General features: G+C 61.2%; 23 protein-coding genes. 20 read left to right on the top strand and 3 right to left on the bottom strand.

Translation table 11 applies throughout. The features are described from left to right. Positions 1-4: 4 nt before the first annotated feature. The 19 genes from VCA57_RS22675 to VCA57_RS22585 all read left to right on the top strand — a co-directional run bounded on the left by VCA57_RS22675 (position 5) and on the right by VCA57_RS22585 (position 16,843). Positions 5-265: an acyl carrier protein gene (locus tag VCA57_RS22675; RefSeq protein WP_411187887.1), complete on the top strand. Its 261-nt coding sequence runs from the start codon at positions 5-7 to the stop codon at positions 263-265. Then, positions 265-810 (top strand): hypothetical protein, encoded by a 546-nt coding sequence (locus tag VCA57_RS22670; RefSeq protein WP_411187885.1) that lies wholly within the window; start codon positions 265-267, stop codon positions 808-810. Before VCA57_RS22675 ends, VCA57_RS22670 begins: the two co-directional genes overlap by 1 nt. Next, entirely contained in the window at positions 807-2,474 is a 1,668-nt protein-coding gene (locus tag VCA57_RS22665; protein ID WP_411187883.1) for an AMP-binding protein, read from the top strand. The genes VCA57_RS22670 and VCA57_RS22665 overlap by 4 nt, the downstream gene beginning before the upstream one ends. After that, positions 2,467-3,201: a glycosyltransferase family 2 protein gene (locus tag VCA57_RS22660; RefSeq protein ID WP_411187881.1), complete on the top strand. Its 735-nt coding sequence runs from the start codon at positions 2,467-2,469 to the stop codon at positions 3,199-3,201. Before VCA57_RS22665 ends, VCA57_RS22660 begins: the two co-directional genes overlap by 8 nt. Next, positions 3,198-4,133: a glycosyl transferase gene (locus VCA57_RS22655; protein ID WP_411187879.1), complete on the top strand. Its 936-nt coding sequence runs from the start codon at positions 3,198-3,200 to the stop codon at positions 4,131-4,133. The genes VCA57_RS22660 and VCA57_RS22655 overlap by 4 nt, the downstream gene beginning before the upstream one ends. Further along, a complete protein-coding gene (gene hutH, locus VCA57_RS22650; RefSeq protein WP_411187877.1) occupies positions 4,114-5,655 on the top strand; it encodes an HAL/PAL/TAL family ammonia-lyase in 1,542 nt (513 codons plus the stop codon). Before VCA57_RS22655 ends, hutH begins: the two co-directional genes overlap by 20 nt. Continuing rightward, a complete protein-coding gene (locus VCA57_RS22645; protein ID WP_411187875.1) occupies positions 5,648-6,073 on the top strand; it encodes an acyl-CoA thioesterase in 426 nt (141 codons plus the stop codon). The genes hutH and VCA57_RS22645 overlap by 8 nt, the downstream gene beginning before the upstream one ends. 392 nt (positions 6,074-6,465) lie before the next feature. Next, positions 6,466-7,101, top strand: a complete 636-nt coding sequence (locus VCA57_RS22640) for an outer membrane lipoprotein carrier protein LolA (RefSeq protein ID WP_411187872.1) — start codon at positions 6,466-6,468, stop codon at positions 7,099-7,101. Beyond that, the gene (locus VCA57_RS22635) at positions 7,091-9,430 is read left to right on the top strand and encodes an MMPL family transporter (protein WP_411187870.1); all 2,340 of its coding nucleotides are present in this window, start codon (positions 7,091-7,093) and stop codon (positions 9,428-9,430) included. Before VCA57_RS22640 ends, VCA57_RS22635 begins: the two co-directional genes overlap by 11 nt. A gap of 47 nt (positions 9,431-9,477) precedes the next feature. After that, the gene (locus VCA57_RS22630) at positions 9,478-10,722 is read left to right on the top strand and encodes an NAD(P)/FAD-dependent oxidoreductase (protein WP_411187868.1); all 1,245 of its coding nucleotides are present in this window, start codon (positions 9,478-9,480) and stop codon (positions 10,720-10,722) included. Between the two features lie 11 nt (positions 10,723-10,733). Then, entirely contained in the window at positions 10,734-11,459 is a 726-nt protein-coding gene (locus VCA57_RS22625; protein ID WP_411187866.1) for a class I SAM-dependent methyltransferase, read from the top strand. Next, a complete protein-coding gene (locus VCA57_RS22620) occupies positions 11,459-11,959 on the top strand; it encodes a hypothetical protein (protein ID WP_411187864.1) in 501 nt (166 codons plus the stop codon). Before VCA57_RS22625 ends, VCA57_RS22620 begins: the two co-directional genes overlap by 1 nt. Beyond that, entirely contained in the window at positions 11,959-13,209 is a 1,251-nt protein-coding gene (locus VCA57_RS22615; protein WP_411187862.1) for a beta-ketoacyl-[acyl-carrier-protein] synthase family protein, read from the top strand. Before VCA57_RS22620 ends, VCA57_RS22615 begins: the two co-directional genes overlap by 1 nt. Continuing rightward, a complete protein-coding gene (locus tag VCA57_RS22610; protein WP_411187860.1) occupies positions 13,206-13,670 on the top strand; it encodes a hotdog family protein in 465 nt (154 codons plus the stop codon). Before VCA57_RS22615 ends, VCA57_RS22610 begins: the two co-directional genes overlap by 4 nt. Continuing rightward, positions 13,667-14,395 carry a 3-oxoacyl-ACP reductase FabG gene (fabG, locus tag VCA57_RS22605; RefSeq protein ID WP_411187858.1) on the top strand — a complete coding sequence of 243 codons (729 nt, stop codon included), beginning with the start codon at positions 13,667-13,669 and terminating at the stop codon, positions 14,393-14,395. Before VCA57_RS22610 ends, fabG begins: the two co-directional genes overlap by 4 nt. Continuing rightward, on the top strand, positions 14,395-15,630 hold the full coding sequence (locus VCA57_RS22600; RefSeq protein ID WP_411187856.1) for a beta-ketoacyl-ACP synthase: 1,236 nt from the start codon (positions 14,395-14,397) through the stop codon (positions 15,628-15,630). Before fabG ends, VCA57_RS22600 begins: the two co-directional genes overlap by 1 nt. A gap of 22 nt (positions 15,631-15,652) precedes the next feature. After that, the gene (locus VCA57_RS22595) at positions 15,653-16,057 is read left to right on the top strand and encodes a hypothetical protein (protein ID WP_411187854.1); all 405 of its coding nucleotides are present in this window, start codon (positions 15,653-15,655) and stop codon (positions 16,055-16,057) included. A 23-nt stretch (positions 16,058-16,080) separates the two neighbouring features. Further along, entirely contained in the window at positions 16,081-16,524 is a 444-nt protein-coding gene (locus tag VCA57_RS22590; RefSeq protein WP_411187852.1) for an excinuclease, read from the top strand. Next, a complete protein-coding gene (locus VCA57_RS22585) occupies positions 16,514-16,843 on the top strand; it encodes a c-type cytochrome (protein WP_411187850.1) in 330 nt (109 codons plus the stop codon). Before VCA57_RS22590 ends, VCA57_RS22585 begins: the two co-directional genes overlap by 11 nt. 216 nt (positions 16,844-17,059) lie before the next feature. Here VCA57_RS22585 and hemE read toward each other — a convergent pair whose 3' ends face one another. Then, a complete protein-coding gene (hemE, locus tag VCA57_RS22580) occupies positions 17,060-18,127 on the bottom strand; it encodes a uroporphyrinogen decarboxylase (RefSeq protein ID WP_411187848.1) in 1,068 nt (355 codons plus the stop codon). Between the two features lie 314 nt (positions 18,128-18,441). On the opposite strand from hemE, the gene VCA57_RS22575 reads away from it, so the two are divergent. Next, complete coding sequence (locus VCA57_RS22575) at positions 18,442-19,203, top strand: hypothetical protein (RefSeq protein WP_411187846.1); 762 nt, start codon at positions 18,442-18,444, stop codon at positions 19,201-19,203. Positions 19,204-19,272: 69 nt separating this feature from the next. Here VCA57_RS22575 and VCA57_RS22570 read toward each other — a convergent pair whose 3' ends face one another. Together VCA57_RS22570 and gltB are read right to left on the bottom strand one after the other, a co-directional pair. Continuing rightward, positions 19,273-20,691 carry an FAD-dependent oxidoreductase gene (locus tag VCA57_RS22570; RefSeq protein WP_411187844.1) on the bottom strand — a complete coding sequence of 473 codons (1,419 nt, stop codon included), beginning with the start codon at positions 20,689-20,691 and terminating at the stop codon, positions 19,273-19,275. 34 nt (positions 20,692-20,725) lie between these two features. Next, on the bottom strand, positions 20,726-25,174 hold the full coding sequence (gene gltB / locus VCA57_RS22565) for a glutamate synthase large subunit (protein WP_411187842.1): 4,449 nt from the start codon (positions 25,172-25,174) through the stop codon (positions 20,726-20,728). Positions 25,175-25,253: the final 79 nt, after the last annotated feature.

The raw sequence follows: 25,253 nt of genomic DNA, 5'->3' as shown, positions 1-25,253 counted from the left end.
GCCGATGCAAACCCGTGAAGAGATTTTCGACACCCTGCGTGACGCCCTGGTTGAGCTGTTTGAGTTAGAAGCCGAACGCATTACGCCTGACGCCAACCTTTACCAGGATCTGGAAATTGACAGCATCGATGCGGTTGACCTGATCGACCACATCAAGCGCCAAACCGGCAAAAAGCTCGCGGCTGAAGAGTTCAAGGCCGTGCGTACCGTCAGTGACGTGGTCGAGGCGGTGCTACAACTGGTCAACGCTCCAGCCGCCAATTAATGAGTCGCGTATTAGGCCTGCTCCTGCTGCTGGCCGGACTGCTCTATCCATTTGCCGTGTACTACGGCATTGAGCACCTCTCGCCGCGCCTATTCGCCGCTGTGCTCGGTGGCCTCTGGTTATTGCGCGCCCTGAGCCAGTGGGGTAAGCCCGGCAACCGCTGGATGACGGCACTCGCGCTGAGCTTCTGCCTGCTACTCGGCCTAGCCGGCGAGCCCGCGCTGCTGCGCTGGTACCCAGTGTTGCTTAACGGCCTGCTGCTGGCGCTGTTTGGCCTCAGCTTGAAGTTCGGTCCGCCATTGATCGAGCGCCTCGCGCGTCTTCGCGAACCCTATCTGCCAGAGGTGGCGATACGCTACACGCGCCGGGTCACGGCGGTCTGGGCCGGTTTCTTCCTGTTCAACGCGTTGGTGGTGGTGGCGCTGAATTTCTGGGCACCGCTAAGCTGGTGGACCCTATATACCGGCGTGATCGCCTACGGCCTGATGGGCCTACTGTTTGCCGGTGAGTGGCTGGTACGCCAGCGTGTAAGGAGGCATGAATGAATTGGCTGCCCCTCGAGCACCTGCTCGAAGAAGCCCACAGCGGTCGTCCGGCAACCCCAGACATGGACCAGCCGACCCTGCGCCAGCAGGCCCTGCAATTGGCCGCTGAGCTACAAGCGCGTGGCGTAAAACGTCTGGCCCTGTACCTCGACGATGCTGGCGAGCTGGCCATTGCCCTGCTGGCAGCCTGGCGTGCCGGAGTAGCCGTACTGCTGCCTGCCGATGCCCAGCCGCAAACCCGCCAACGCCTGGAAGCCCAGTGCGATCTGTGGCTGGAGTCTCTCGACGGCCTGCTCAACCACAGCAACACGCTGGCCCCAGCAGCGCTCGATCTCGACCTGTGCCAACTGACCCTGTGCACCTCTGGCTCCAGCGGTGAAGCCAAGCTAATCAACAAAACTCTGCGCCAACTGGCCAATGAAGTCAGCGCACTGGAACAGCTCTGGGGCGCGCAACTGGGCAGCGCAACCATCCTCGGCAGCGTTGCCACCCAGCACATCTACGGCCTGCTGTTTCGCGTGCTCTGGCCACTGTGCGCTGGCCGCGTGTTTCTCCGTCGCGCCCAGCCCTTCCCCGAAGATTTGCAGCGCGAAAGCCTGGCCACCGGCACTGATTTCGCTTGGGTGGCCAGCCCAGCGTTGTTAAAACGCATGGGCGACAACCTCGACTGGAGTGCCCTGCGCCAGGTGCGTCAGGTGTTCTCCTCTGGCGGCGCACTGCCGGCAGACGCCGCCGCAGAACTGCATGACCTGCTCGGCCAGTGGCCAACAGAAATTTACGGCAGCTCGGAAACCGGCGGCATTGCCTGGCGTCAAGGCGGCGAGCTGTGGACGCCCTTCGCTGATGTAAAACTCGGGCAGAACAGCGAAGGCGCACTGCACCTGACCTCACCCTATCTGCCGCCCAATCACTGCGAACAGACGGCCGACGCCGTAGAGATACAGGCCGACGGGCGCTTTGCGCTGCGCGGCCGCCTGGACCGGATCGTCAAACTGGAAGAGAAACGTATTTCTCTGCCCATGCTTGAACAGGCGCTGAGCAGCCACGAATGGCTCAGCGATGCACGCTTAGGCGTAGTTCAAGAAGGTCGCGCCTACCTTGGCGCGCTAGTGGCGCTGAGCCCCGCCGGCCTGCATGCGCTGCGCAATCAAGGCCGCAAGACCCTTACCGAGACGCTGCGTCGCCACCTGGCCGGGCATTGTGAAGCGATTGCCCTGCCACGCCGCTGGCGCTTGCTGACACAGCTGCCCTACAACAATCAGGGCAAATTGGCCCAGGCCACAGTAGAGGCGCTGCTCGCCGGCCCACGCCCCACCCAGGTGGAGCCGTTGTCGACCGAGGAGCAGGACGGCGAATGGCTGCTGACGCTAAGCGTCCCAGTGGACCTGGCGCACTTCACCGGGCACTTCCCGCAAACCCCGGTGCTGCCCGGCGTTGTGCAAATTGACTGGGCGCAGCAGTTGGCCCGCCGCCTGATCAAGGACCTGCCGCCGCGTTTCATGGGTATGGAAGTGCTGAAGTTCCAGCAACTGGTGCGTCCTGGCGACCTGTTACAACTGACGCTGCGCTTCGATGCAACGCGCAGCAAACTGTATTTCACCTTCCACAATGGCGAAGCGCCCTGCTCATCCGGCCGCCTATTGCTGGGAGCAGCCAGTGCATAAGCCCTGCGCGGTTATCCCGGTGTACAACCACGAGCACGCGTTGCCGCTGGTGGTCGCCGCTCTACACCGTGAGGGCCTGCCCTGCGTGCTCGTGGATGATGCGTCCAGCGCGGCCTGTGCGGCGGTGATGGATCAGCTGGCCGAGCAACCCGACACGTACCTGGTACGCCTGACGGAGAACCAGGGCAAGGGTGGCGCAGTCATGGCCGGCCTGCGTGAGGCCGCGCGCCTGGGTTTTAGCCATGCGCTTCAAGTGGACGCCGACGGTCAACACGACCTGAACGACCTTGCCAGTTTTCTCGCTGAGTCACAAAAGCATCCGCGCGCACTGATCTGTGGTTACCCGGTGTATGACGACAGCGTGCCGAAAAGCCGCTTGTACGCCCGCTACCTGACTCACATATGGGTGTGGATCAACAGCTTGTCGCTGAGCATTCGCGACGGCATGTGCGGTTTTCGCGTCTACCCGCTGGACGCCAGCGTGGCGCTGATCAACAGCGCCAATCTGGGCAAACGCATGGACTTCGACCCGGAGTTTCTCGTGCGCATGGCCTGGCGCAACCAGCCGATGCGCTGGCTGCCAACCGAGGTGCACTACCCGCTGGACGGCCTCTCGCACTTTCGCTTGTGGCACGACAATGCGCTGATCTCGAAGATGCACGCCAAGCTGTTCTTCGGCATGTTGCTACGCCTGCCCGCGATTCTCTGGCGCAGGTGGCGTGGATGAGCCAGCCGCACTGGGCCGGGCAGCGCGAGCGCGGCAGTTTTATGCTGATGAAATTCACCGCTTGGTTGGCGCGCCGGCTCGGCCGCCGGCTGATCAGCCCGCTGCTGTACCTGATCGTGCTGTATTTCTATCTGTTCGCCAGCAAGGCGCGGCGCAGCATTCACCAGTACCAGCGCAACCTGGCCAACTGGAGTGGGCGTGCCGAACTGCAGCCCAGCCGCGGCTCGGTTTTCCGCCACTTTATGAGCTTCGCCGACACCCTGCTCGACAAGCTTGATGTATGGAACGGCAAGCTTGGCCTGGAACACGTCCGCCTGATTGACCCAAGCAACGCCTGCACCCAGCTGCGTCAGCAGGGCCGTGGGCAGATGCTGGTGGCCGCGCACCTGGGCAACCTGGAAGTCTGCCGAGCGCTGGCCGAACTCGGCGAACGGGTGACCATGAACGTGCTGGTGCACACCAAGCATGCGGAGCAATTCAATCGTTTGCTCGGCGAGGCCGGTGCCACCCACCTGCGGCTGATCCAAGTCAGCGAGCTGGACCCAGCGATCATGCTGCAATTGTCCGAACGCCTGGAGCGCGGCGAATGGCTAGCCATTGCTGGCGACCGCGTACCGCTCAAAGGCAGTCGCAAAGTTACGGTGAACTTCCTCGGCAAGCCGGCTGCCTTCCCGCAAGGCCCGTGGTTGTTAGCTGGTTTACTGCAATGCCCGGTCAATCTGATTCACTGCCTGAAAATCGATAACCGCTATCAGGTGATCGTCGACGCCTTCGCCGAGCGCCTGCAATGGAAGCGCAGCGAACGTGACGAGGTGATCCGCCATTGGGCTCAGCGTTATGCCGACCAGCTCGCGCAGCGCTGCCTGGACGCCCCCCTACAATGGTTCAATTTCTACCCGTTTTGGAATGAAGATGACGACACATCAGCCTGATCCCATCGTGTTTGGCGAACAGCCCCTCCGCATCGAGCAGGTTGTCGCGCTAGCGCAGCACAATGCGCCAGCACAGCTGCAAAGCGATGCCGCCTACCGCGAAAAAATCGCCAAAGGCGCGCGTTTTCTCGACAGCCTGCTGGACAAAGAGGGCGTGATCTACGGCGTCACCACCGGCTACGGCGACTCCTGCGTAGTCACCGTGCCGCTGCATCAGGTCGAAGCGCTGCCGCGCCATCTGTACACCTTCCACGGCTGCGGCCTGGGCAAACTGCTGGATGAGCAAGCCACCCGTGCGGTACTGGCCGCACGCTTGCAGTCGCTGTGCCAGGGCGTGTCAGGGGTGCGCGTAGAGCTGCTGGAGCGCCTGCAAGCCTTCCTCGAGTACGACGTACTGCCGTTGATTCCGGAAGAAGGCTCGGTGGGTGCCAGCGGCGATCTCACGCCACTGTCCTATGTCGCTGCCACCCTCAGCGGTGAGCGCGAGGTTATGTACAAGGGCGAGCGCCGCAGCGCCGCCGATGTGCATGCCGAGCTGGGCTGGACGCCGCTGACCTTGCGCCCCAAAGAAGCCTTGGCGCTGATGAACGGCACCGCTGTGATGACCGCCCTGGCCTGCCAGGCGTTCTCCCGCGCCGAATACCTGCTCAAGCTGGCCACGCGCATCACCGCGCTCAACGTAGTGGCGCTGGAAGGCAACCCGGAACACTTCGACGAGCGCCTGTTCGCCGCCAAGCCACACCCGGGGCAAATGCAAGTCGCTGCCTGGCTGCGCCAGGACCTGGCCATCGACGCGCCCACCGCGCCACTGCATCGCCTGCAAGACCGCTACTCGCTGCGCTGCGCGCCGCACGTACTCGGTGTGCTGGCCGACAGCCTGGGACTGCTGCGGCAGTTCATCGAGACCGAACTAAACAGCGCCAACGACAACCCGTTGATCGACGCCGAAGCTGAACGCGTGCTGCACGGCGGGCACTTCTACGGCGGGCATATCGCCTTTGCCATGGACAGCCTGAAAAACCTGGTGGGCAACGTAGCCGACCTGCTCGATCGCCAGCTCGCACTGCTGGTCGACACCCGCTACAACCACGGCCTGCCGAGCAATCTGTCCGGTGCACCGAGCGCCAGCGCGATGATCAATCACGGCTTCAAGGCTGTGCAGATCGGCACCAGCGCCTGGACCGCCGAAGCCCTGAAAAACACCATGCCGGCCAGCGTGTTCTCACGCTCCACCGAGTGCCACAACCAGGACAAAGTGAGCATGGGCACCATCGCCGCCCGCGATGCCCTGCGCAGCCTGGAGCTGACCGAGCAAGTGGCCGCCGCCACGCTGCTGGCCGCCAACCAAGGTGTATGGCTGCGCCAGCGCGCTGGCAAAAGTGACATCCCCGCGCCGGTCGCGGTAATGCGCGAACAGCTTAAAACGGATTTTGCGCCAGTGATTGAAGACCGCGCCTTAGAAGCAGAGCTACGCCTCTGCCTGACCCGCATCCGTGACCAGCACTGGAGCCTCTATGCGTAGCAAAGGTGTACTGCAGGCCGAGGTCGAGGTGTTGGTGCCATTCTTCGACGTCGACATGATGGAAGTGGTCTGGCACGGCCACTACGTCAAATACTTCGAAGAGGCGCGCTGCGCCCTGCTCGACAAACTCGGCCACAACTACATGCAGATGCGCGACGCGGGCTACGCCTGGCCGGTGATCGACCTGCAATTGCGCTATATCCGTGGCGCGCAGTTTGGCCAACGCATCACCGTGCGCGCCGATCTGGTCGAGTGGGAAAACCGCCTGAAGATCAACTACCTGATCGTCGACACCACCACCGGCGAACGCATGACCCGTGGCAGCAGCGTGCAAGTGGCGGTGGAAATCGCCACACGGGAGATGCAATTCGTATCACCCCGCGCACTGACTGATGCCGTCGAGAAGGTGTTGGCGTGAAGAGGCTTTGGACCGGCTTAAACCGCGCGCTCAACTCCGTAGGTTGGGTTGAGCTTTGCGATACCCAACGCGGTGCTGTGAGAACTGCGTTTACTAACCGGTTTCGCTCTGTCGAGCGAGTTACTTTCTCTTTGCGCGCGCAAAGAGAAAGTAACCAAAGAGAAAGCGCGCCCCACATCCGGGTCTCGCTGCGCTCGACTTCCCTCGCTCCATCCCTGTTCCTGGGGCACGCTGCGAAGGGCCATCCCTGGCCCATCGCAGCTCTCGCGGCATCCATGCCGCTCACCCCCTTACACAGGGATTCCACTCGGCCTCCTGAGGGGACCCCAAGTCCTGGCCCGATTGGTTTCGTTCGAGCATTAGTTACGCGCTGGCACAACTTCGTAGCCCGGATGAAATCCGGGAAGTATTCTCCGAACTTACACCGCTCCCGGATTGCATCCGGGCTACTGCTGGCGTTTCTGCTGCTTCTGGCATCCGATGCTTATGCCTTCGACCTAGACCAACTCAGCGCCCAGCTGGCTAAACCGGCGGTTGTGCGCGGCACGCTGATTCAGGAAAAGCACCTGCGTGCGCTGCCAAAACCGCTGACCAGTCGTGGCCAGTTTGTTCTCAGCCGCGACCTCGGCCTGCTCTGGCAACTGCACAGCCCACTGCAACAGGACTACCGCATCGACAGCCAAGGCATCGCCAAACGCACGCCCAGCGGCTGGCAACAGCAGCCGGGCCAGGATGTCGCCGCCCAGCAGAGTCGCCTATTCCTGGCCGTGCTCAAGGGTGACCACTCGGGCCTGGCGCGCGATTTTGCGCTAGAGCTGAGCGGCACAGCCGAGGCATGGCAACTGCGCCTGATACCGAACTCGCTGCTACTTAAACAGATTTTCAGCAGCATCCAGATCGACGGCGGCGCCCAGGTACAGCGCATCGAACTGCAGGAAACCCAGGGCGACCGCACCGTGCTGCGCCTGCCCGACAGCCAGGCTGGCGCGGCCTTGAGCGAACAGGAGCAACGCGACTTTGCGCAGTGAACGCTGGCTGCCGCGCGGTTTTCTGCTGCTATTCGCCGCGCTGCTGATCCTCGCCGCCTGGCAGTGGCGTAACGGCCCGCCCGTTGCCGCTGACATGCTCGCCCTGCTGCCTGCCGGTAGCGGCGATGCCCTGACGCAGCAAGCTGAACAGCGCATGCAGGAGCCGCTCAATCGCGATTTGCTGCTGTTGATTGGCCACCCCCAGCGCGACCGTGCAATCGCCCTGGTGCAGCAGGTTGGCGAACAATGGCGCAGCAGCGGTCACTTTGCGCAGGTGCAGTGGAATATCGACAGCGACCTCGGCGCACTGCGCGATTACCTGCAACGCAACCGCTTGGCTCTGCTGCCGGCGGCTGATCGCCAGTTGTTGCTTGAACAACCGCAGCAACTGATCGAGCAACGCGCGGCGCAATTGTTTGACCCCTTCGCCAGCTTCAGCCTGCTGCCTATCGAGCAGGACTGGCTGGGCCTCGGTGCCCGCGCGCAACAGGCGCTCAACCCCGGCAGCCGAGTGCAGGCCGACCTGAGCAGCGGCGCACTGCTCGTCGAGCAGGACGGCATGACCTGGGCGTTGCTGCGCGCCAGCGCTCAGGGCAACGCCTTCGATATGCAAGAGCCGCCACTGATTGCCGCGCAGGTTGCCGACACTCGCCAGCAGGTTGCAGCGGCCGGCGGCCAATTGCTCGCCGCTGGCGGTGTGCTGTATGCCGCCGCCGGGCAAGCCAAGGCCAGCCGCGAGATCAGCCTGATTGGCGGCGGCGCGACCCTGGGCACCCTGCTCTTGCTGTTGCTGGCCTTCCGCCGCGTTCGGGTGCTCCTCAGCCTGCTGCCGGTGGGCATGGCGCTGCTCGCTGGCTGCACGGCCTGCGTGCTGGTATTCGGCCAGATCAACGCGTTAACCCTGGTGCTCGGTGCCAGCCTGATTGGCGTCGCGGCCGATTACCCACAGCACTATTTGAGTAAGAGTTGGAGCAACAGCGCAGGCGCAAACGACTGGAGCAGTTGGGCCGCCCTGCGCTCCACCTTGCCGGGTCTCAGCCTGAGCCTGGGCACTAACCTGCTGGGCTACCTGGCGCTGGCCTTTACGCCGTTTCCGGCACTCACCCAGGTCGCCCTGTTCTCCGCTGCTGGCCTGATTGCCGCCTACCTGTGCTCGGTCTGCCTGCTGCCAGCCTGGCTGCGCGACCTGCGCTTGCGTCCTTTACCCGGCCTGCTCAGCCTCAGCAAACGCCTGCTCGCGGGCCGCACACGCCTGCTGAGCAAAGTGGGTAACGCACCACTGCTGGTGCTGTTGCTGTTGTTCTGCGCCGGCGGCCTGTGGCAACTGCATACCCAGAATGACTTGCGCCAATGGCTGGGCAAAGAGCCCGAGCTACTTCAGCAAGCCCAGCGCATTGCCGAACTGACCGGGCAACAGCCCACCAGCCAATTCTTCCTGGTGCGCGCAGCAAACCCGCAACAACTGCTGGAGCGCCAAGCAGCGCTGAGCCAGCATCTGGACCAGCTCATAGAGAGCGGCCAGTTACGCGGCTATCGCGCCCTCAGCCAATTGGTCGCACCGGACACTCAGCTGCAGACCCTGCGCACCGCGCTGGGCAAATTGCCGCAGCACTGGCAAGCCCTGGTCGACCTCGGCATTCCCCCGGCTGCACTAAATAGCGAGCTAGATGCACTCCAGCAAAACACCCCCGCCAGCCTGGAACAAGCGCTGGCCAGCCCCTTAGGTGAGGCGTGGCGCCCCCTTTGGCTAGGTAGCAATGAGCAGGGCGTGGCGGGCCTGGTCAGTCTGCAGGGCCTGAACAACAGCGCCGCGCTGACAACACTGGCAAGCGCAGTGCCGGGCGTACAACTGGTTGATCGGATCAGTGAACTCAACGCACTGTTCAACGCCACGCAAATCAGCGCCGCCGAACTCAAGTTACTGTCCTGCGCAGCAATCCTGTTGCTGCTGTGCCTGCCCTTTGGCCTAAAAGGCGCGCTGCAAGTGGTCTGCCTGCCATTACTGGCAGCTCTGACGGCACTTGCTTGCCTGGGCTGGTTGGGCCAGCCACTGACTCTGTTCAGCCTGTTCGGCCTGCTGCTGATCACCGCTATCGGCGTCGATTACGCCATCCTGATGCGGGAAAACATCGGTGGCCCGGCAGTGAGCTTGCTCGGCACCTTGCTATCCGCACTCACAAGCTGGCTGTCGTTCGGCCTGCTGCTGCTCAGTGACACCCCGGCAATTGCCAACTTCGGCCTGGCGATTAGCCTCGGCCTGCTGTTTTGCTTCCTCCTCGCGCCGTGGGCGGGCACTCGCTCAGCGCCAGGCGCAGGGCACGGCACATGAATCCACGCACGCAACATTCCCGTCCAACAATGAGGCAAGAAGCCGCCATGAAGTCTCTCGAAGTCGAACAACGCCAGGTCGTAGTCATCGGTGCAGGCCCGTCCGGGGCGATTGCCGGCGCGCTGCTCAAGCGTAATGGCCATGACGTACTGGTGTTGGAGCGTCAGCGCTTCCCACGCTTCTCGATTGGCGAAAGCCTGCTGTCGCACTGCCTGGACTTCGTTGAGGAAGCCGGCATGCTCGACGCCGTACGCGCGGCGGGGTTTCAGACCAAGCATGGCGCAGCCTTTGCCTGGGGCGAGCGTTACACCGAGTTCGACTTCCGCGACACCTTCACCGCCGGCCAAGGCTCGACCTACCAGGTACAGCGGGCCGACTTCGACAAACTGCTGGCCGATCAGGCTGAGCTGCAAGGCGTGGAAATTCGCTACGAAGAAGAAATCTTCGCCGTCGATTTCGCCGGCGACTGCCCGCGCCTGAGCGTGCGACGCCTGGCCGATGGCCATGAGTATCAGGTGGCATGCGCCTTCGTGCTCGACGGCAGCGGTTACGGCCGCGTGCTGCCACGCCTGCTGGATCTCGATACACCGTCAAGCTTTCCGGTACGTCAGGCGGTGTTCACCCACGTTGAAGACCGCAGCGAAGGCAGCGGTTTCGACCGCGAGAAAATCCTCATTACCACCCACCCAGAAATGCGCGACGTGTGGTTCTGGACCATTCCCTTCAGCAACGGCCGCTGCTCGGTCGGCGTGGTCGCTGATGCCACCCGCTTTCAGGGCCGCCCAGACGATCTGGATGCCTGCCTGAAGCAGCTCATCGAGGAAGCGCCAAGCCTGCACAAGGTGCTGAAGAACGCCGTATGGGACACCCCTGCACGCACCATCGGCGGCTACTCGGCCAACGTCAAAACCCTGCACGGCCCTGGCTTTGCCCTGCTCGGTAACGCGGCCGAATTCCTCGACCCGGTGTTCAGCTCCGGGGTGACCATCGCCATGCGTTCGGCGAGCATGGCTGCTGGCCTGCTACACCGCCAACTGAGCGGCGAAACCGTGAACTGGGAAGATGACTTTGCCGTTCCGCTCAAACGCGGCGTGGATACCTTCCGCATCTACGTCGAGGGCTGGTATGACGGCAGTTTCCAAGACGTCATCTATTTTGAGAAAGCCCAGCCGGAGATTCGCCGGATGATCAGCTCGATCCTCGCCGGCTACGCCTGGGACCAAAAGAACCCCTATGTCGCAGAGCCCAAAAGGCGCCTGCGGGTGCTCGCCGAACTCTGTTCCAGCAACTAGTCAGGATATCTATGAGCAACCCGGCCGCTAACTACGTCGAGGAAACCCGCTTCGGTTTTTGGTTCCTACAGAGCCATGTTTGGCAGCACCATGTGCTGCGCGTGGCCATCAATGACCTACTCGGCCTGTTCGACGGCCCGCTGCCGTCAGCCCCCGTACTGCTGGATGCCGGCTGCGGTCAGGGCAAGTCCTTCAGCCTGCTCGCCGAAGCGTTTAAACCGGCGCAACTGATCGGCCTCGACGCCGACCCGCACAGCCTCTACTGCTCACGAAATGAAGCCACGCGCCTGGGCCTTGATGTGCAACTGATCGCCAGCGACTGCGCCGCCATCGACCTCGCCGATGCCAGCGTCGACCTGCTGTTCTGCCACCAGACCTTCCATCATCTGGTCGAGCAGGAACGGGCCCTGGCCGAGTTCTACCGGGTACTCAAGCCAGGCGGTTACCTGCTGTTTGCTGAGTCGACGCGTTACTACATCGACACCTGGGTCATCCGCTGGCTGTTCCGCCACCCGATGCACGTACAAAAAAGCGCCGATGGTTACTTGGCTATGTTGCGCGAGCAGGGCTTGCAGTTCGGCGAGCAAAACATTTCCTACCCCTATCTGTGGTGGAGTCGCTCCAAGGACTTTGGCCTGCTCGAACGCTGGGGTATCTATAAGCCGAAACCGGCTGGCCAACGTAATGAAACCCTGGTCAACGTAGTGGCACGCAAACCACTGGAGCCTGCCTGCTGATGCGCGCCGCCTTGCTGCTGAGCCTGCTCCTGCTGCTTGTGGCCTGTGCCGCGCATACGCCGCTGCCCAGCCAACCAACGCCGCTGGCGGCACCGCTGCCGCTGGCCTTGCAGGTGCAACGTAGCCAAGCCGATAGCCAGCAAACCTGGTGGCTGGTGCTGCAAGATGAGCAAGGCGTATTGCGCGCGTCCCTGTTCGACCCGCTTGGCGTGCCCCTGGCGCGGCAACTGCTGCGCGCCGGCCAGTGGCAGAATGACGGCCTGTTGCCGCCAAACAGCGAGGCCCGCGAACTGTTCGCCGCCCTGCTGTTTGCCCTCACCCCCGCGACACAGTTGGCGCAGCACTACCGCGCTGACAGTTGGCGCATGACCGAGAACGGCGAACGCAGGCTTAACCCACAGTGGCGAATCAGTTACCGTGCGCCGCTGGATTTCACCCTGCAGCGCTCGCCTGGCCTGGTTTACCAAGTCAGCGAACTCCCTGACGATAAGGCTCCCTGATGGCCAGTTACCTGAATGCCCTGGGCCTGAATTGCGCCCTTGGCCAAGGCAAGCAAGCGGTCGCCAAAGCACTGTTTGCTGGCGATACCAGCGGTATGCGCGCGCAACACGGCTGGGTTGCCGAGCGCGCACTCACCGTAGGTGCCGTACCCGGCGAGCTGCCACCGCTGCCGGCACTGCCGGACCATCCACCAAGTCGCAATAACCAGCTACTGCTGGCAGCGGCGCTGGAGATCGAGACAGAACTACGCGCAGCCATTGCCCGCTTTGGCGCAGAGCGTATCGCTGTGGTGCTCGGCACCAGCACCTCGGGTATCGAAGAAGCCAGTCAAAGCATCGCCAGCTACCTCAAACAGGGCGAACTGCCCGCGCACTATGATTATGCCCAGCAGGAACTGGCTGCCCCGGCGAGCTTCCTCAGTGACTGGCTGGGGCTAAGCGGACCGTGCTTCAGCATTTCCACCGCCTGTACCTCGGGTGCTAGGGCGCTGCTGAGCGCTCAGCGCCTGCTTAAACTGGGCGTGTGTGATGCGGTGATCTGTGGCGGCGTGGACAGCCTGTGCCGCCTGACCCTGAACGGCTTTTCCGCCCTGGAAGCGGTCAGTGCCGAACGCTGCAAGCCGTTTTCCGTTAATCGCAGCGGCATCAATATCGGCGAAGGCGCGGCCCTGTTCTTAATGACTCGGGAAGCCCTGCCAGGCAGCACCGCCGTTGCCCTGCTCGGCGGCGGTGCCAGCTCTGACGCGCACCATATTTCCGCACCACAGCCCGACGGACTTGGCGCTCAGGCCGCCATGCGCAAGGCCTTGGCGGCGGCAGACATCAATGCCGAGCAGATCGACTACCTGAACCTGCACGGCACCGCGACGCAGCACAACGACGCCATGGAAAGCCGTGCGGTAGAGGCAATATTCCCGGCAGGCGTGCCCTGCTCTTCCAGCAAATCGATGATCGGCCACACCTTGGGCGCGGCCGGTGCGTTGGAAGCGGCCTTCTGCTGGCTGATCCTGAGCGAATACAACCCTGAGCAGTTGCTGCCCCCGCACCAGTGGGATGGCCAGGCGGACCCGACTTTGCCGGCGCTCAACCTGGTCGCACCAGAGACGCGCCTGGGCAACAAACGCCCTCGCCGACTGATGAGCAACTCCTTCGCCTTTGGCGGCAACAATATCAGCCTGATCTTGGCTGACCTGCTTTTGGCTGAAGAGATGGCTGAAAAACTCGCTGAAGAACCAGGAGAACACGCATGAGCCAATGGCCTATCGCGGAACTGATTCCCCACGCAGGCAACATGATCCTGATTGATCAGGTGCTGCGCTTTGGCGATGACGACATCGAAACCCAGCTCACCGTACGCAACACAGGGCTGTTTAACCTGGCCGACGGCAGCCTGCCCGCCTGGGTCGGCATCGAGCTGATGGCGCAAAGCGTCGCCGCCTACGCTGGCTGCCAGGCGCGCCTACTCGGAGAGCCTGTGGAACTCGGTTTTCTGCTGGGCACCCGCAACTTTCAGTGCAATGTCGAGCATTTCCCCGCCGGCAGCCTGCTGCACATTCACGCCAGCCGCTCGTTACAGGACGACAACGGCATGGGCGTGTTCGAGTGCCAGCTGCGCGGCCCCGGTATCGAGGCATTTGCCCGCCTCAATGTATTCCGCCCACCGCAGGTGGCCAGCTATCTTCAAGAAGACTTTCAGGAATCACAGCCATGAGCGAAACCATTCTGGTCACCGGTTCCAGCCGAGGCATCGGCCGCGCCATTGCCCTGCGCCTGGCGCGCGGCGGTTATGACATCGTGCTGCACTGCCGGGCCCGCCGCGACGAAGCCGAAGCCGTACAGGCACAGATCGTTGAGTTGGGTCAGCAGGCGCGCATCCTGCAGTTCGATGTATCCGACCGCGCCGCCTGTCGCACGGCGCTGGAAGCCGATGTCGAGCAACACGGTGCTTACTACGGCGTAGTCTGCAACGCCGGTTTGACCCGTGACGGCGCGTTTCCGGCGCTGTCCGAAGAGGACTGGGACATTGTCATGCGCACCAACCTCGACGGTTTCTACAATGTGCTGCACCCGCTGACCATGCCCATGGTGCGCCGCCGCAAAGCCGGGCGCATCGTCTGCATCACCTCGGTATCCGGGCTGATCGGCAACCGTGGCCAAGTCAACTACAGCGCCTCCAAGGCCGGCATTATCGGCGCAGCCAAGGCCTTGGCGATCGAACTGGGCAAGCGCAAAATCACCGTCAACTGCGTGGCTCCTGGGCTGATCGATACCGAGATCCTCGACGCCGATGTTCCGGTCGAGGAAATCCTCAAGATGGTCCCGGCACAACGCATGGGCACCCCGGAAGAAGTGGCCGGTGCAGTGAATTTTCTGATGTCTGAGGAGGCGGCGTACATTACCCGCCAGGTCCTCGCCGTAAACGGTGGATTGTGCTGATGAACGGTTGCAAACGGGTTGTAGTCACCGGCATGGCCGGCGTGACCTCGCTGGGCAGCGACTGGCCGACCATCGAGGCGGCGTTCAAGGCGGGCCGCAGCGGTATCCGCTATATGCACGAGTGGGACCGCTTCAGCGAGCTGAACACCCGCCTCGGTGGCCCGGTCGACGATTTCGAAGCGCCCAAACACTGGACGCGTAAACAAACGCGCAGCATGGGCCGAGTTTCCAAACTCGCCGTATACGCTGCCGAACGCGCGCTGGAACATGCCGGGTTACTCGGTGATCCGTGCATCCAGGACGGCCGCATGGGCGTGGCCTGCGGCTCGTCCACGGGCAGCACCGAAGAAGTCAAAGCCTTCGGCAATATGCTGCTCAACTCGGTTGCCGATGGCCTGAATGCCAACTCCTATATCCGCATGATGCCGCACACCACGGCGGCCAATATCAGCATTTTCTTCGGCCTCAAGGGCCGTCTGATCCCCACGTCCAGCGCGTGCACCAGCGGCAGCCAGGGCATCGGCTATGCCTATGAAGCGATCAAATTCGGTCGCCTGCAGATGATGGTTGCCGGCGGTGCAGAAGAACTCTGCCCGACCGAGGCGATGGTCTTTGACGCGCTGTACGCCACCAGTTTGAAAAACGATGCACCGCACACCTCACCGCGCCCCTACGACAGTGGCCGCGATGGCCTGGTTATTGGCGAAGGGGCCGGCATTCTGGTGCTCGAAGAGCTGGAACACGCCCTGGCACGCGGCGCGACGATTTATGCCGAGATCGTCGGCTTTGGCTGCAACGCCGACGGCCAGCACGCCACCAAACCGGTGCAGGCAACCATGCGCGGGGCCATGCAGTTAGCCCTGCAGGACGCCGGCTTAGAGCCATCGGCCATCGGCTACGTGAACGGCCATGGCACCGCCACAGAACAGGGCGACGTGGCAGAAACTCTGGCCACCGAGGAACTGTTTGGCAGCCAGATGCCTCTTAGCTCACAGAAAAGCTATTTCGGCCACACGCTAGGGGCCTGCGGCGCACTGGAGTCCTGGTTCAGCATCGAAATGATGAATTCGGACAGCTATGTACCAACGCTGAACCTAGACAATATTGACCCTGCCTGCGGCGAGCTGGATTACCTGCGCGGTGAATTCCGGCAGATGCACCACGAGTACGTGATGAATAACAACTTTGCCTTTGGCGGAGTCAATACCTCGCTGATATTCAAGCGCTGGACGTAAATCACTGGACAAGGAGTCCGCTATGTACCGTTTGAGTAAGCTGCTGTTAGTCAGCCTCGCCGTTGTTTCTTTGCTGGCCTGCAGTCGGGTTCAGCCAATCCGCGAAATTCATCAGCCCGTGCCCATCGCCAACTACAACGGCGACTTTCATCAAATCCTGCTAAAAGCGCTGGCGCACGGTAACTGGGTGGTAGAGCAGGATAAACCGCAGCAAATCCTGGCTCGCATCGACTTCCGCGGGCACAGCGCCTCCATTACCCTAAACTACAGCGCTACTCGCTATGACATTCTGTACCGCGACAGCGAAAAGCTACGCTATGCGGACGGCAAGATTCACAAACGCTATAACGCCTTGGTGAAACGCTTGCACGGTTTGACCCAGCACTATATGAACCTGTCGATAAATCCTGAGCCAAGCAGCTCATAACGATAATACCCAGGGAGATAACCATGAAACTGCGCCACCTACTTGTCGCTGTTACTTGCCTCGCGGCGCTGCCGAGCCTAAGCCAGGCCCGCGATACCACCCACTACCTGCCGTTCGATGCCGCCGTGCAAGAAGCGCTGAACGCCGGTCGCCTTGACGGCAGCGTGAAGTTCTATCTGGCGGGCAATAAGCCAGCCGGCAAGACCAGCGTGGTCAAGTCCGGGGTCACCACCAGCCAGAAGACCAACGCCTTTAACAAAAGTGACGAAGCAGCCTGCAGCTGGGCGATGCAATCCGCGCTGATCCGCTTCCAGAAAGCCGCCAAGGCGGCAGGTGCCAACGCGGTGGTCGACCTGGCCAGCAACTACAAAGGCGTGGAGTACAAAGACCGCGCGAAGTACGAATGTCACGCCGGCGCGGTGATGGCAGGCGTTGCGCTTAAAGGAAACCTGGCCAATGTCAAATAGGCTGGCGCTGCTCAGCCTATTTGGCGCGCTGATGCTACTTGGTAGTTTGCCTGCGATGGCCGATACCGATGGCCAGCAGCTATACCGCCAGCATTGTGTCAAATGCCATGCCGCAGACGGCCGCGCCAACACCATGCGCGGCTGGCTCTACTTCGCGCAGAACCTGAGCAAAGCAAAATGGCAGGACAACACCAGCGACAACGACATCCTTGAAGCCATTCAGGATGGCCCAGGTGCCATGCCCGGCTACGCCGATAAACTCAGCGAAGCCGAACAACTGGCGCTGGTAAGGGTCGTGCGCGATTTGCGTAAGCCCTGAGCAACACGCAGATAAAACAAAGGCCGCTAATGCGGCCTTTGTTTTGTGCAGGTTTTATCTGAGCACCTGTTTCGGATCTCGCGAGCTAGAGCGAGACAAGGCGCTACATTAGTAACAGCCTCCGGCTGGTCAAGCCGGCGAGGAAGCGGACTGGGCTCGCATCCGAGCCTGTTTTTAACGCAGTATCGCCGACGCGCAGCAGATCCGAGACCGGTTCTAGTTGTGGTACTGCGCGGACAATTCATGCACCGCCTCAAAGAACGCGCCAGCATGGGCTGGGTCAACTTCCGGGGTAATCCCGTGGCCGAGGTTGAATACCTGGCCGTTACCATGACCATAAGCAGCCAAGATACGCCCCACCTCGGCACGAATTGCCGCCGGGTTGGCGTAGAGCACGCTCGGGTCCATATTGCCCTGCAGCGCCACCTTGTCGCCAACACGGGCACGGGCGCTGCCGATATCGCAGGTCCAATCCAGACCCAGCGCCTCGGCACCGGTATCAGCCATCGACTCCAGCCACAGGCCGCCGCCTTTAGTAAACAGGATCACCGGTACGCGGCGACCGTCGTGCTCGCGAATCAGCCCGTCGATGATTTTCTGCATATAGGCCAGGGAGAACTCCTGGTACGCCGCCGCTGACAACGAGCCACCCCAGGAGTCGAAGATCTGCACGGCTTGCGCACCGGCTTTGATCTGCCCGTTAAGATAGGCAGTGACCGACTGTGCCAGTTTGTCGAGCAGGGCATGCATGGCCTGTGGGTTGTCGTAGAGCATGGCCTTGGACTTGCGGAAGTCCTTCGACGAGCCGCCCTCAACCATGTAAGTAGCCAGCGTCCAGGGGCTGCCGGTGAAGCCGATCAACGGCACGCGGCCATTCAACTCGCGGCGAATGGTACGCACGGCATCCATCACATAGCCCAGGTCCTGCTCGGGATCAGGAATAGGCAACGCCTCGATATCGGCCATTGAGCTGATGACCTTCTTGAAGCGCGGGCCTTCACCCGTCTCGAAATACAGACCTTGGCCCATGGCATCGGGGATGGTCAGGATGTCCGAGAAAAGAATCGCCGCATCCAATTGTGGGTAGCGGTCCAGCGGCTGGATGGTCACTTCACAAGCCAGTTCGGGGTTCTTCATCAAGTTGACGAAGTTACCGGCCTGGGCACGGGTGGCGCGGTATTCAGGCAGGTAACGACCGGCCTGGCGCATCATCCACACTGGGGTGACGTCGACAGGTTGCTTAAGCAAAGCACGGAGAAAGCGGTCGTTCTTCAAGGCGGTCATGGCAGTTCCCGGACAGAGTAATCGGCAAAAAATGCCTAGAGTAATTGTTCACGTCGCGCAGCAACGGCTCGAAGGGTAGCTGCCATAGATGGCAGGCCACAAAAAGTGCGGGCATTTTCGCAGAGCACCACACAAAAGGCACGGCGAGGCTCATGCCTTTTATCCATTGCGACGATTTGCCTCGCTTCGCGGCCCAGCTCACCCAGCAAAAAGAAGCGTCAAATCACGAATCGCTGATGAGTTTTTGACAGGTTTTTCACAGCCGCGCCCCTAATTTAGCAACCGTCTCCTCCTCCCCCTGACGGACATCCGCGATGAACAAACTGCCCGCCATCACCCTGACGTTCTGGGTGATGAAAATTTGCGCCACCACCCTTGGCGAAACCGCCGGGGATCTGCTGTCCATGACCCTAGATGTCGGCTACGCAGCCAGCTCGCTGATACTTATCAGCCTGTTCCTGCTCACCCTGATTGGTCAATTGCGCGCCAACCGCTACAACCCTGCGCTGTACTGGACGGTAATTCTGGCCACCAGCACCGCCGGCACCACCATCTCCGACTTTATGGACCGCACCCTGGGCCTGGGCTACGCCACCGGTTCAGCCTTATTGGTAGCCTTGCTGATCGCGATTTTTGCGGTTTGGTACATGAGCGAGAAATCCCTGTCGGTCGACCACATCGAAAGCCGTCGCGGTGAACTGTTCTACTGGATGGCGATTCTGTTCTCCAACACCCTCGGCACCGCACTGGGCGATTACCTGGCTGACGACTCCGGCCTGGGCTTTGCCGGTGGCGCACTGTTGATCGGCAGCCTGATTGCCATTGTGGCCGCTGCCAGATACTTCACCCGCATCTCGCCGGTCATCCTGTTCTGGCTAGCATTTGTGCTGACCCGCCCATTTGGTGCCACCCTCGGCGACTTCCTCAGCAAGCCGCTGGATCATGGCGGCATGGGCTTCGGTACCGTTGGCTCATCCGCAGCACTGGCAATCACCCTGGTGGTGCTGGTAGCCGGCGCGGTATGGAGCACCCGCCGCGAACGCGCTGTGGGTTTCGCTGCCTCGCCAAATAGCTAAGCTCGGCGCAGAAACAACAAAGCCAGCCCTAGGGCTGGCTTTGTGCATAACGGTCTCGCCGCTCGGTCGTTACACGCCGAGGTAGTCGAGGATACCTTCAGCTGCATTACGGCCTTCGAAGATCGCCGTCACCACCAAATCAGAACCACGAACCATGTCGCCACCGGCGAAGATTTTCGGGTTGCTGGTCTGATGCTTGAACTGGCTCTGCTCCGGCGCCACTACACGGCCCTGGCTGTCGGTGTCGATCTTGAAGTCCGTGAACCACGCTGCTGGGCTTGGACGGAAACCGAAGGCGATCAACACAGCTTCGGCCGGGATGATTTCCTCGGAACCCGGAATCGGCTCAGGGCTGCGACGACCACGGGCATCCGGCTCGCCTAGACGAGTCTCGACGACCTTGACGCCTTCAACCTTGTCTTCACCAACAATGGCGATAGGCTGGCGATTGAAGAGGAACTTCACACCCTCTTCCTTGGCGTTCTTCACTTCCTTGCGCGAACCCGGCATGTTTTCTTCGTCACGGCGATAGGCGCAGGTGACGCTCTTGGCGTTCTGCCGGATCGAGGTGCGGTTGCAATCCATCGCGGTGTCACCACCGCCGAGCACGACAATGCGCTTGCCCTTCATGTCGATAAAGTCTTCTGGCGACTTCTCGAAACCGAGGTTGCGGTTGACGTTGGCGATGAGGAAATCCAACGCGTCATGCACACCCGGCAAGTCTTCACCAGGAAAACCGCCCTTCATGTAGGTGTAAGTGCCCATGCCCATAAATACGGCATCGTACTCATCCAGCAACTGCTGCATGCTGATGTCTTTGCCGATCTCGGTGTTCAGGCGAAACTCGACGCCCATGCCGGTGAAGACTTCACGGCGATGGCTCAGCACGGTCTTTTCCAGCTTGAACTCGGGAATACCGAAGGTCAGCAGACCACCGATTTCCGGGTTCTTGTCGAACACCACTGGGGTTACACCGGCGCGCACCAGCACGTCAGCACAGCCCAAGCCCGCAGGGCCGGAACCGATTACCGCAACGCGCTTACCTGTCGGTACCACGCCGGACATGTCCGGACGCCAGCCCATGGCAAACGCCGTGTCGGTGATGTACTTCTCCACCGAGCCAATGGTCACCGCGCCGAAGCCGTCGTTAAGGGTGCAAGCACCTTCACACAGACGATCCTGCGGACACACCCGGCCGCAGACTTCCGGCAGGGTGTTGGTTTGGTGGCTCAGCTCCGCAGCGGCGAGGATGTTGCCCTCAGACACCAGCTTCAACCAGTTGGGAATGAAGTTGTGCACCGGGCACTTCCACTCGCAATACGGGTTGCCGCAACCCAGGCAACGATGCGCCTGGTCGGCCGCTTGCGCAGGTTTGAAGTTGTCGTAAATCTCGACAAACTCTTTCTTACGCTGACGCAACAGTTTCTTCTTCGGGTCTTTGCGCCCGACCTCGATGAACTGGAAGTCGTTATTCAGACGTTCAGTCATTGCAATACCTCATCAAACCACTTCAGGCGCATTCTTATTGCGGGTTGGCACGGGTGCTGGAGAGCAACGATTTCAGGCTTGCCGCCTTCGGTTTGACCAGCCAGAACTTGCGCAGGTAGTCGTCCAGGTTTTCCAGCAGGTACGCGCCCCACTCACTCGATGTTTCCTGGACGTACTCGACGAGTACGCGCTCCAGGTGGCTACGGTAGGCCTCCATCGACTCATTGTTGATCCGCTGAATTTCCACCAACTCATGGTTTACGCGGTCGTAGAAGCTGTTATCCAGATCCAGCACGTAGGCGAAACCGCCGGTCATGCCGGAACCGAAGTTGTAGCCGGTCTTGCCCAGCACACAGACAAAACCACCGGTCATGTACTCGCAGCAATGATCGCCAGTACCTTCCACTACGGTGTGAGCACCGGAGTTACGCACAGCAAAGCGCTCACCTGCAGTGCCGGCGGCGAACAACTTGCCGCCAGTTGCACCGTACAGACAGGTGTTACCAATAATGGCACTGTCCTGAGTCTTGAACGGACTGCCTTTGGGCGGGGTGATCACCAGCTTGCCGCCGGTCATACCCTTGCCGACGTAGTCGTTGGCGTCGCCTTGCAGGTACAGGTTCAGGCCACCAGCGTTCCACACGCCGAAGCTCTGACCCGCAGTGCCCTTGAAGCGGAAGGTAATCGGCGCCTTGGCCATGCCCTGGTTGCCATGCACACGGGCGATTTCGCCGGAGACACGGGCACCAATCGAGCGGTCACAGTTGCAGATATCCAGCTCGAACTCAGCACCGCTAGCGGCATCGATTGCCGGTTTGGCCAACTCAACCATCTTCTCGGCCAACAGGCCTTCGTCGAACGGCGGGTTGCGGTCAACCAGGCAGAACTGCGGCTTGTCGGCGGGGATGTGGTCGCTGCCGAGCAGCGGCGTCAGATCCAGATGGCCTTGCTTGTCGGTTTCACCCGGCAGCATGTCCAACAGATCGGTACGCCCAATCAGCTCTTCCAAGCTACGTACGCCCAGCTTGGCCAGCCACTCACGGGTTTCTTCGGCCACAAAAGTGAAGAAGTTCATCACCATTTCGACGGTGCCGATGAAGTGATCCTTGCGCAGCTTGTCGTTCTGCGTTGCCACGCCGGTGGCGCAGTTGTTCAGGTGACAGATACGCAGGTACTTACAACCCAAGGCAATCATCGGTGCAGTACCAAAGCCGAAGCTTTCGGCACCGAGGATGGCGGCTTTAATCACGTCGAGGCCGGTTTTCAGGCCGCCGTCGGTCTGCACGCGCACCTTGCCGCGCAGGTCATTGCCGCGCAGGGTCTGGTGGGTTTCGGCCAGGCCGAGTTCCCACGGCGCGCCGGCGTACTTGATCGAGGTCAGCGGTGATGCGCCGGTTCCGCCGTCGTAGCCGGAGATGGTGATCAGGTCGGCATAAGCCTTGGCCACACCGGCGGCAATGGTGCCGACACCGGCCTCTGCTACCAGCTTGACCGACACCAGAGCAGCCGGGTTGACCTGTTTGAGGTCATAGATCAGCTGCGCCAAGTCTTCGATGGAGTAGATGTCATGGTGCGGCGGCGGCGAAATCAGGGTCACACCCGGCACGGCATAACGCAGTTTGGCGATCAGACCGTTGACCTTACCGCCAGGCAGCTGCCCGCCTTCACCAGGCTTAGCGCCTTGGGCAACCTTGATCTGCAGTACTTCGGCGTTAACCAGGTACTCCGGCGTTACGCCGAAACGGCCAGTGGCCACCTGCTTGATTTTCGAGCTGCGCACAGTGCCGTAACGGGCAGGGTCTTCACCGCCCTCACCGGAGTTGGAGCGTGCGCCCAGGCGGTTCATCGCCTCGGCGATGGCCTCGTGGGCTTCCGGCGACAGTGCGCCCAGGGAGATACCGGCGGAGTCGAAGCGCTTGAGGATCGCCTCCATCGGTTCAACCTGATCCATCGCCAAGGGCTGATCGGCCAGTTTAAGTTGCAGCAAGTCGCGCAGCATCGACACCGGACGGGTATCCACCAGCGTGGTGTATTCCTTGAATTTCTCGTAGCTGCCTTGCTGTACAGCTGCCTGCAGGGTGTTGACCACATCCGGGTTGTAGGCGTGGTACTCGCCGCCGTGAACAAACTTAAGCAAGCCACCTTGCTGGATCGGCTTACGAACGTTCCAGGCTTCAGCAGCCAGCAACTTCTGCTCGGCTTCGATATCGACGAAGCGCGCACCTTTGATGCGGCTGGCCACACCACGGAAGCACATCTCGGTAACGTCATCAGCCAGGCCGACCGCTTCAAACAGCTGCGCACCACGGTAAGAGGCAACCGTGGAGATACCCATCTTCGAGAGGATCTTCAGCAGGCCCTTGGAGATGCCTTTGCGGTAATGCTTGAACACTTCATACAAATCGCCCAGCACTTCGCCGGTACGAATCAGATCACCCAGCACTTCATAGGCGAGGAACGGATAAACCGCCGACGCGCCAAAGCCGAGCAGCACCGCATAGTGATGCGGATCGCGGGCAGTAGCGGTCTCGACCAGGATGTTGCAGTCGCAACGCAGGCCTTTTTCGGTCAAACGGTGATGAATCGCACCGGTGACCAGTGAGGCATGAGCAGGCAGCTTGCCTGGGGCAATGTGACGGTCAGACAGGACCAACAGCACCTTGCCAGCACGCACGGCCTCTTCAGCCTGATCAGCCATATTACGCACAGCCGCTTCCAGTCCGAGCGACTCGTCGTAGTTCATGTCGATCATCTGACGCTCGAAGCCTGGGCGATCCAGGTTCATCAAGGCGCGCCACTTGGCCGGCGAAATCACCGGGCTGCTCAGGATTACTCGTGCGGCATGCTCTGGCGACTCTTCGAAGATATTGCGCTCGGCACCGAGGCAGATCTCCAGCGACATGACGATGGCTTCACGCAGCGGGTCGATCGGCGGGTTGGTGACCTGGGCAAACTGCTGACGGAAATAGTCGTAGGTTGAACGTACGCGCTGACTCAACACCGCCATTGGCGTGTCGTCGCCCATCGAACCCACAGCTTCCTGGCCCTGCTCGCCGAGCGGACGCAGCACCTGATCACGCTCCTCGAAGGTGACCTGGTACATCTTCATGTACTGCTTGAGCTGGCTCTGGTCGTAGAAGGCCGAACCATGGTCGTTGTCTTCCATGGTCGCCTGAATGCGCGTGGCACTCTTGCGCATCCACTGCTTGTAGGGATGACGCGACTTCAGGCGATTATCAATATCGTCGCTGCCGAGGATTTGTCCGGTTTCAGTATCGACCGCAAGAATCTGCCCAGGGCCAACACGACCCTTGGCAATAACGTCTTCAGGCTGATAGTTCCACACGCCAATTTCCGAGGCGAGGGTGATGTAGCCGTTAGTGGTAGTAACCCAGCGCGCCGGACGCAGACCGTTACGATCAAGCAGGCACACAGCATGGCGGCCATCGGTGAGTACCACACCGGCCGGACCATCCCAGGGCTCCATATGCATGGAGTTGTACTCATAGAACGCACGCAGATCGGCGTCCATGGTTTCGACGTTCTGCCAGGCTGGCGGAATGATCATGCGCACGCCACGGAACAGGTCAATGCCACCGGTGACCATCAGCTCAAGCATGTTGTCCATGCTCGAAGAGTCGGAACCCACGCGGTTGACCAGCGGGCCGAGGTCTTCCAGATCAAAGATCTGATCGTTGGCAAACTTCAGACGACGCGCCTGCGCCCAGTTGCGGTTACCGGTGATGGTGTTGATTTCACCGTTGTGCGCCAGGAAGCGGAACGGCTGAGCCAGCGGCCACTTCGGCAAGGTGTTGGTAGAGAAACGCTGGTGGAATACACAAATGGCAGTCTGCAAGCGCTCGTCACCCAGGTCCGGGTAGAACTGCTGCAGGTCGGCCGGCATCATCAGACCTTTGTAGATGATGGTCTTGTGCGAAAAGCTGCAAATGTAGTGATCGCTGTCAGCGGCATTCGCCACCGAGGAGCGACGACGGGCACTGAACAGCTTGATCGCGAACTCCTGATCGGACAGGCCTTCACCACCAATAAACACCTGCTCGATCTGCGGCAGACGCTCAAGCGCCAGACGACCAAGCACGCTGGTGTCGATTGGCACTTTACGCCAGCCGACCAGGCTCAGGCCGGCAGCAAGAATCTCGCGATTCATGTTTTCGCGAGCGGCCTCTGCTTTAACGGGATCCTGGTTGAGGAACACCATGCCCACGGCGTACTGCTTAGGCAGTTCGACAGCAAAGTGTTGCTGGGCCATGGCCCGCAGGAAAGCATCAGGCTTCTGGATCAGCAGACCGCAACCGTCACCGGTCTTACCGTCGGCGTTGATCCCGCCACGGTGGGTCATGCATGTCAGGGCTTCAATCGCGGTCTGCAGCAGGTGATGGCTAGCCTCACCCTGCATATGGGCAATAAGGCCGAAGCCGCAGTTATCCTTGAACTCATCAGGACGGTACAAACCTGCTTTCATAGGGACTCTCACCAGACGGCCTATCACAAGGCAATTACTTTCTAATTCAACCGCTTACCGTGCGCGCAGGGCAAAGCCC

The sequence above is a fragment of the Pseudomonas sp. genome (genome assembly GCF_046581935.1).
Taxonomy (GTDB): Bacteria; Pseudomonadota; Gammaproteobacteria; order Pseudomonadales; family Pseudomonadaceae; genus Aquipseudomonas.
This window is presented reverse-complemented; position numbering and strand designations above follow the sequence as displayed.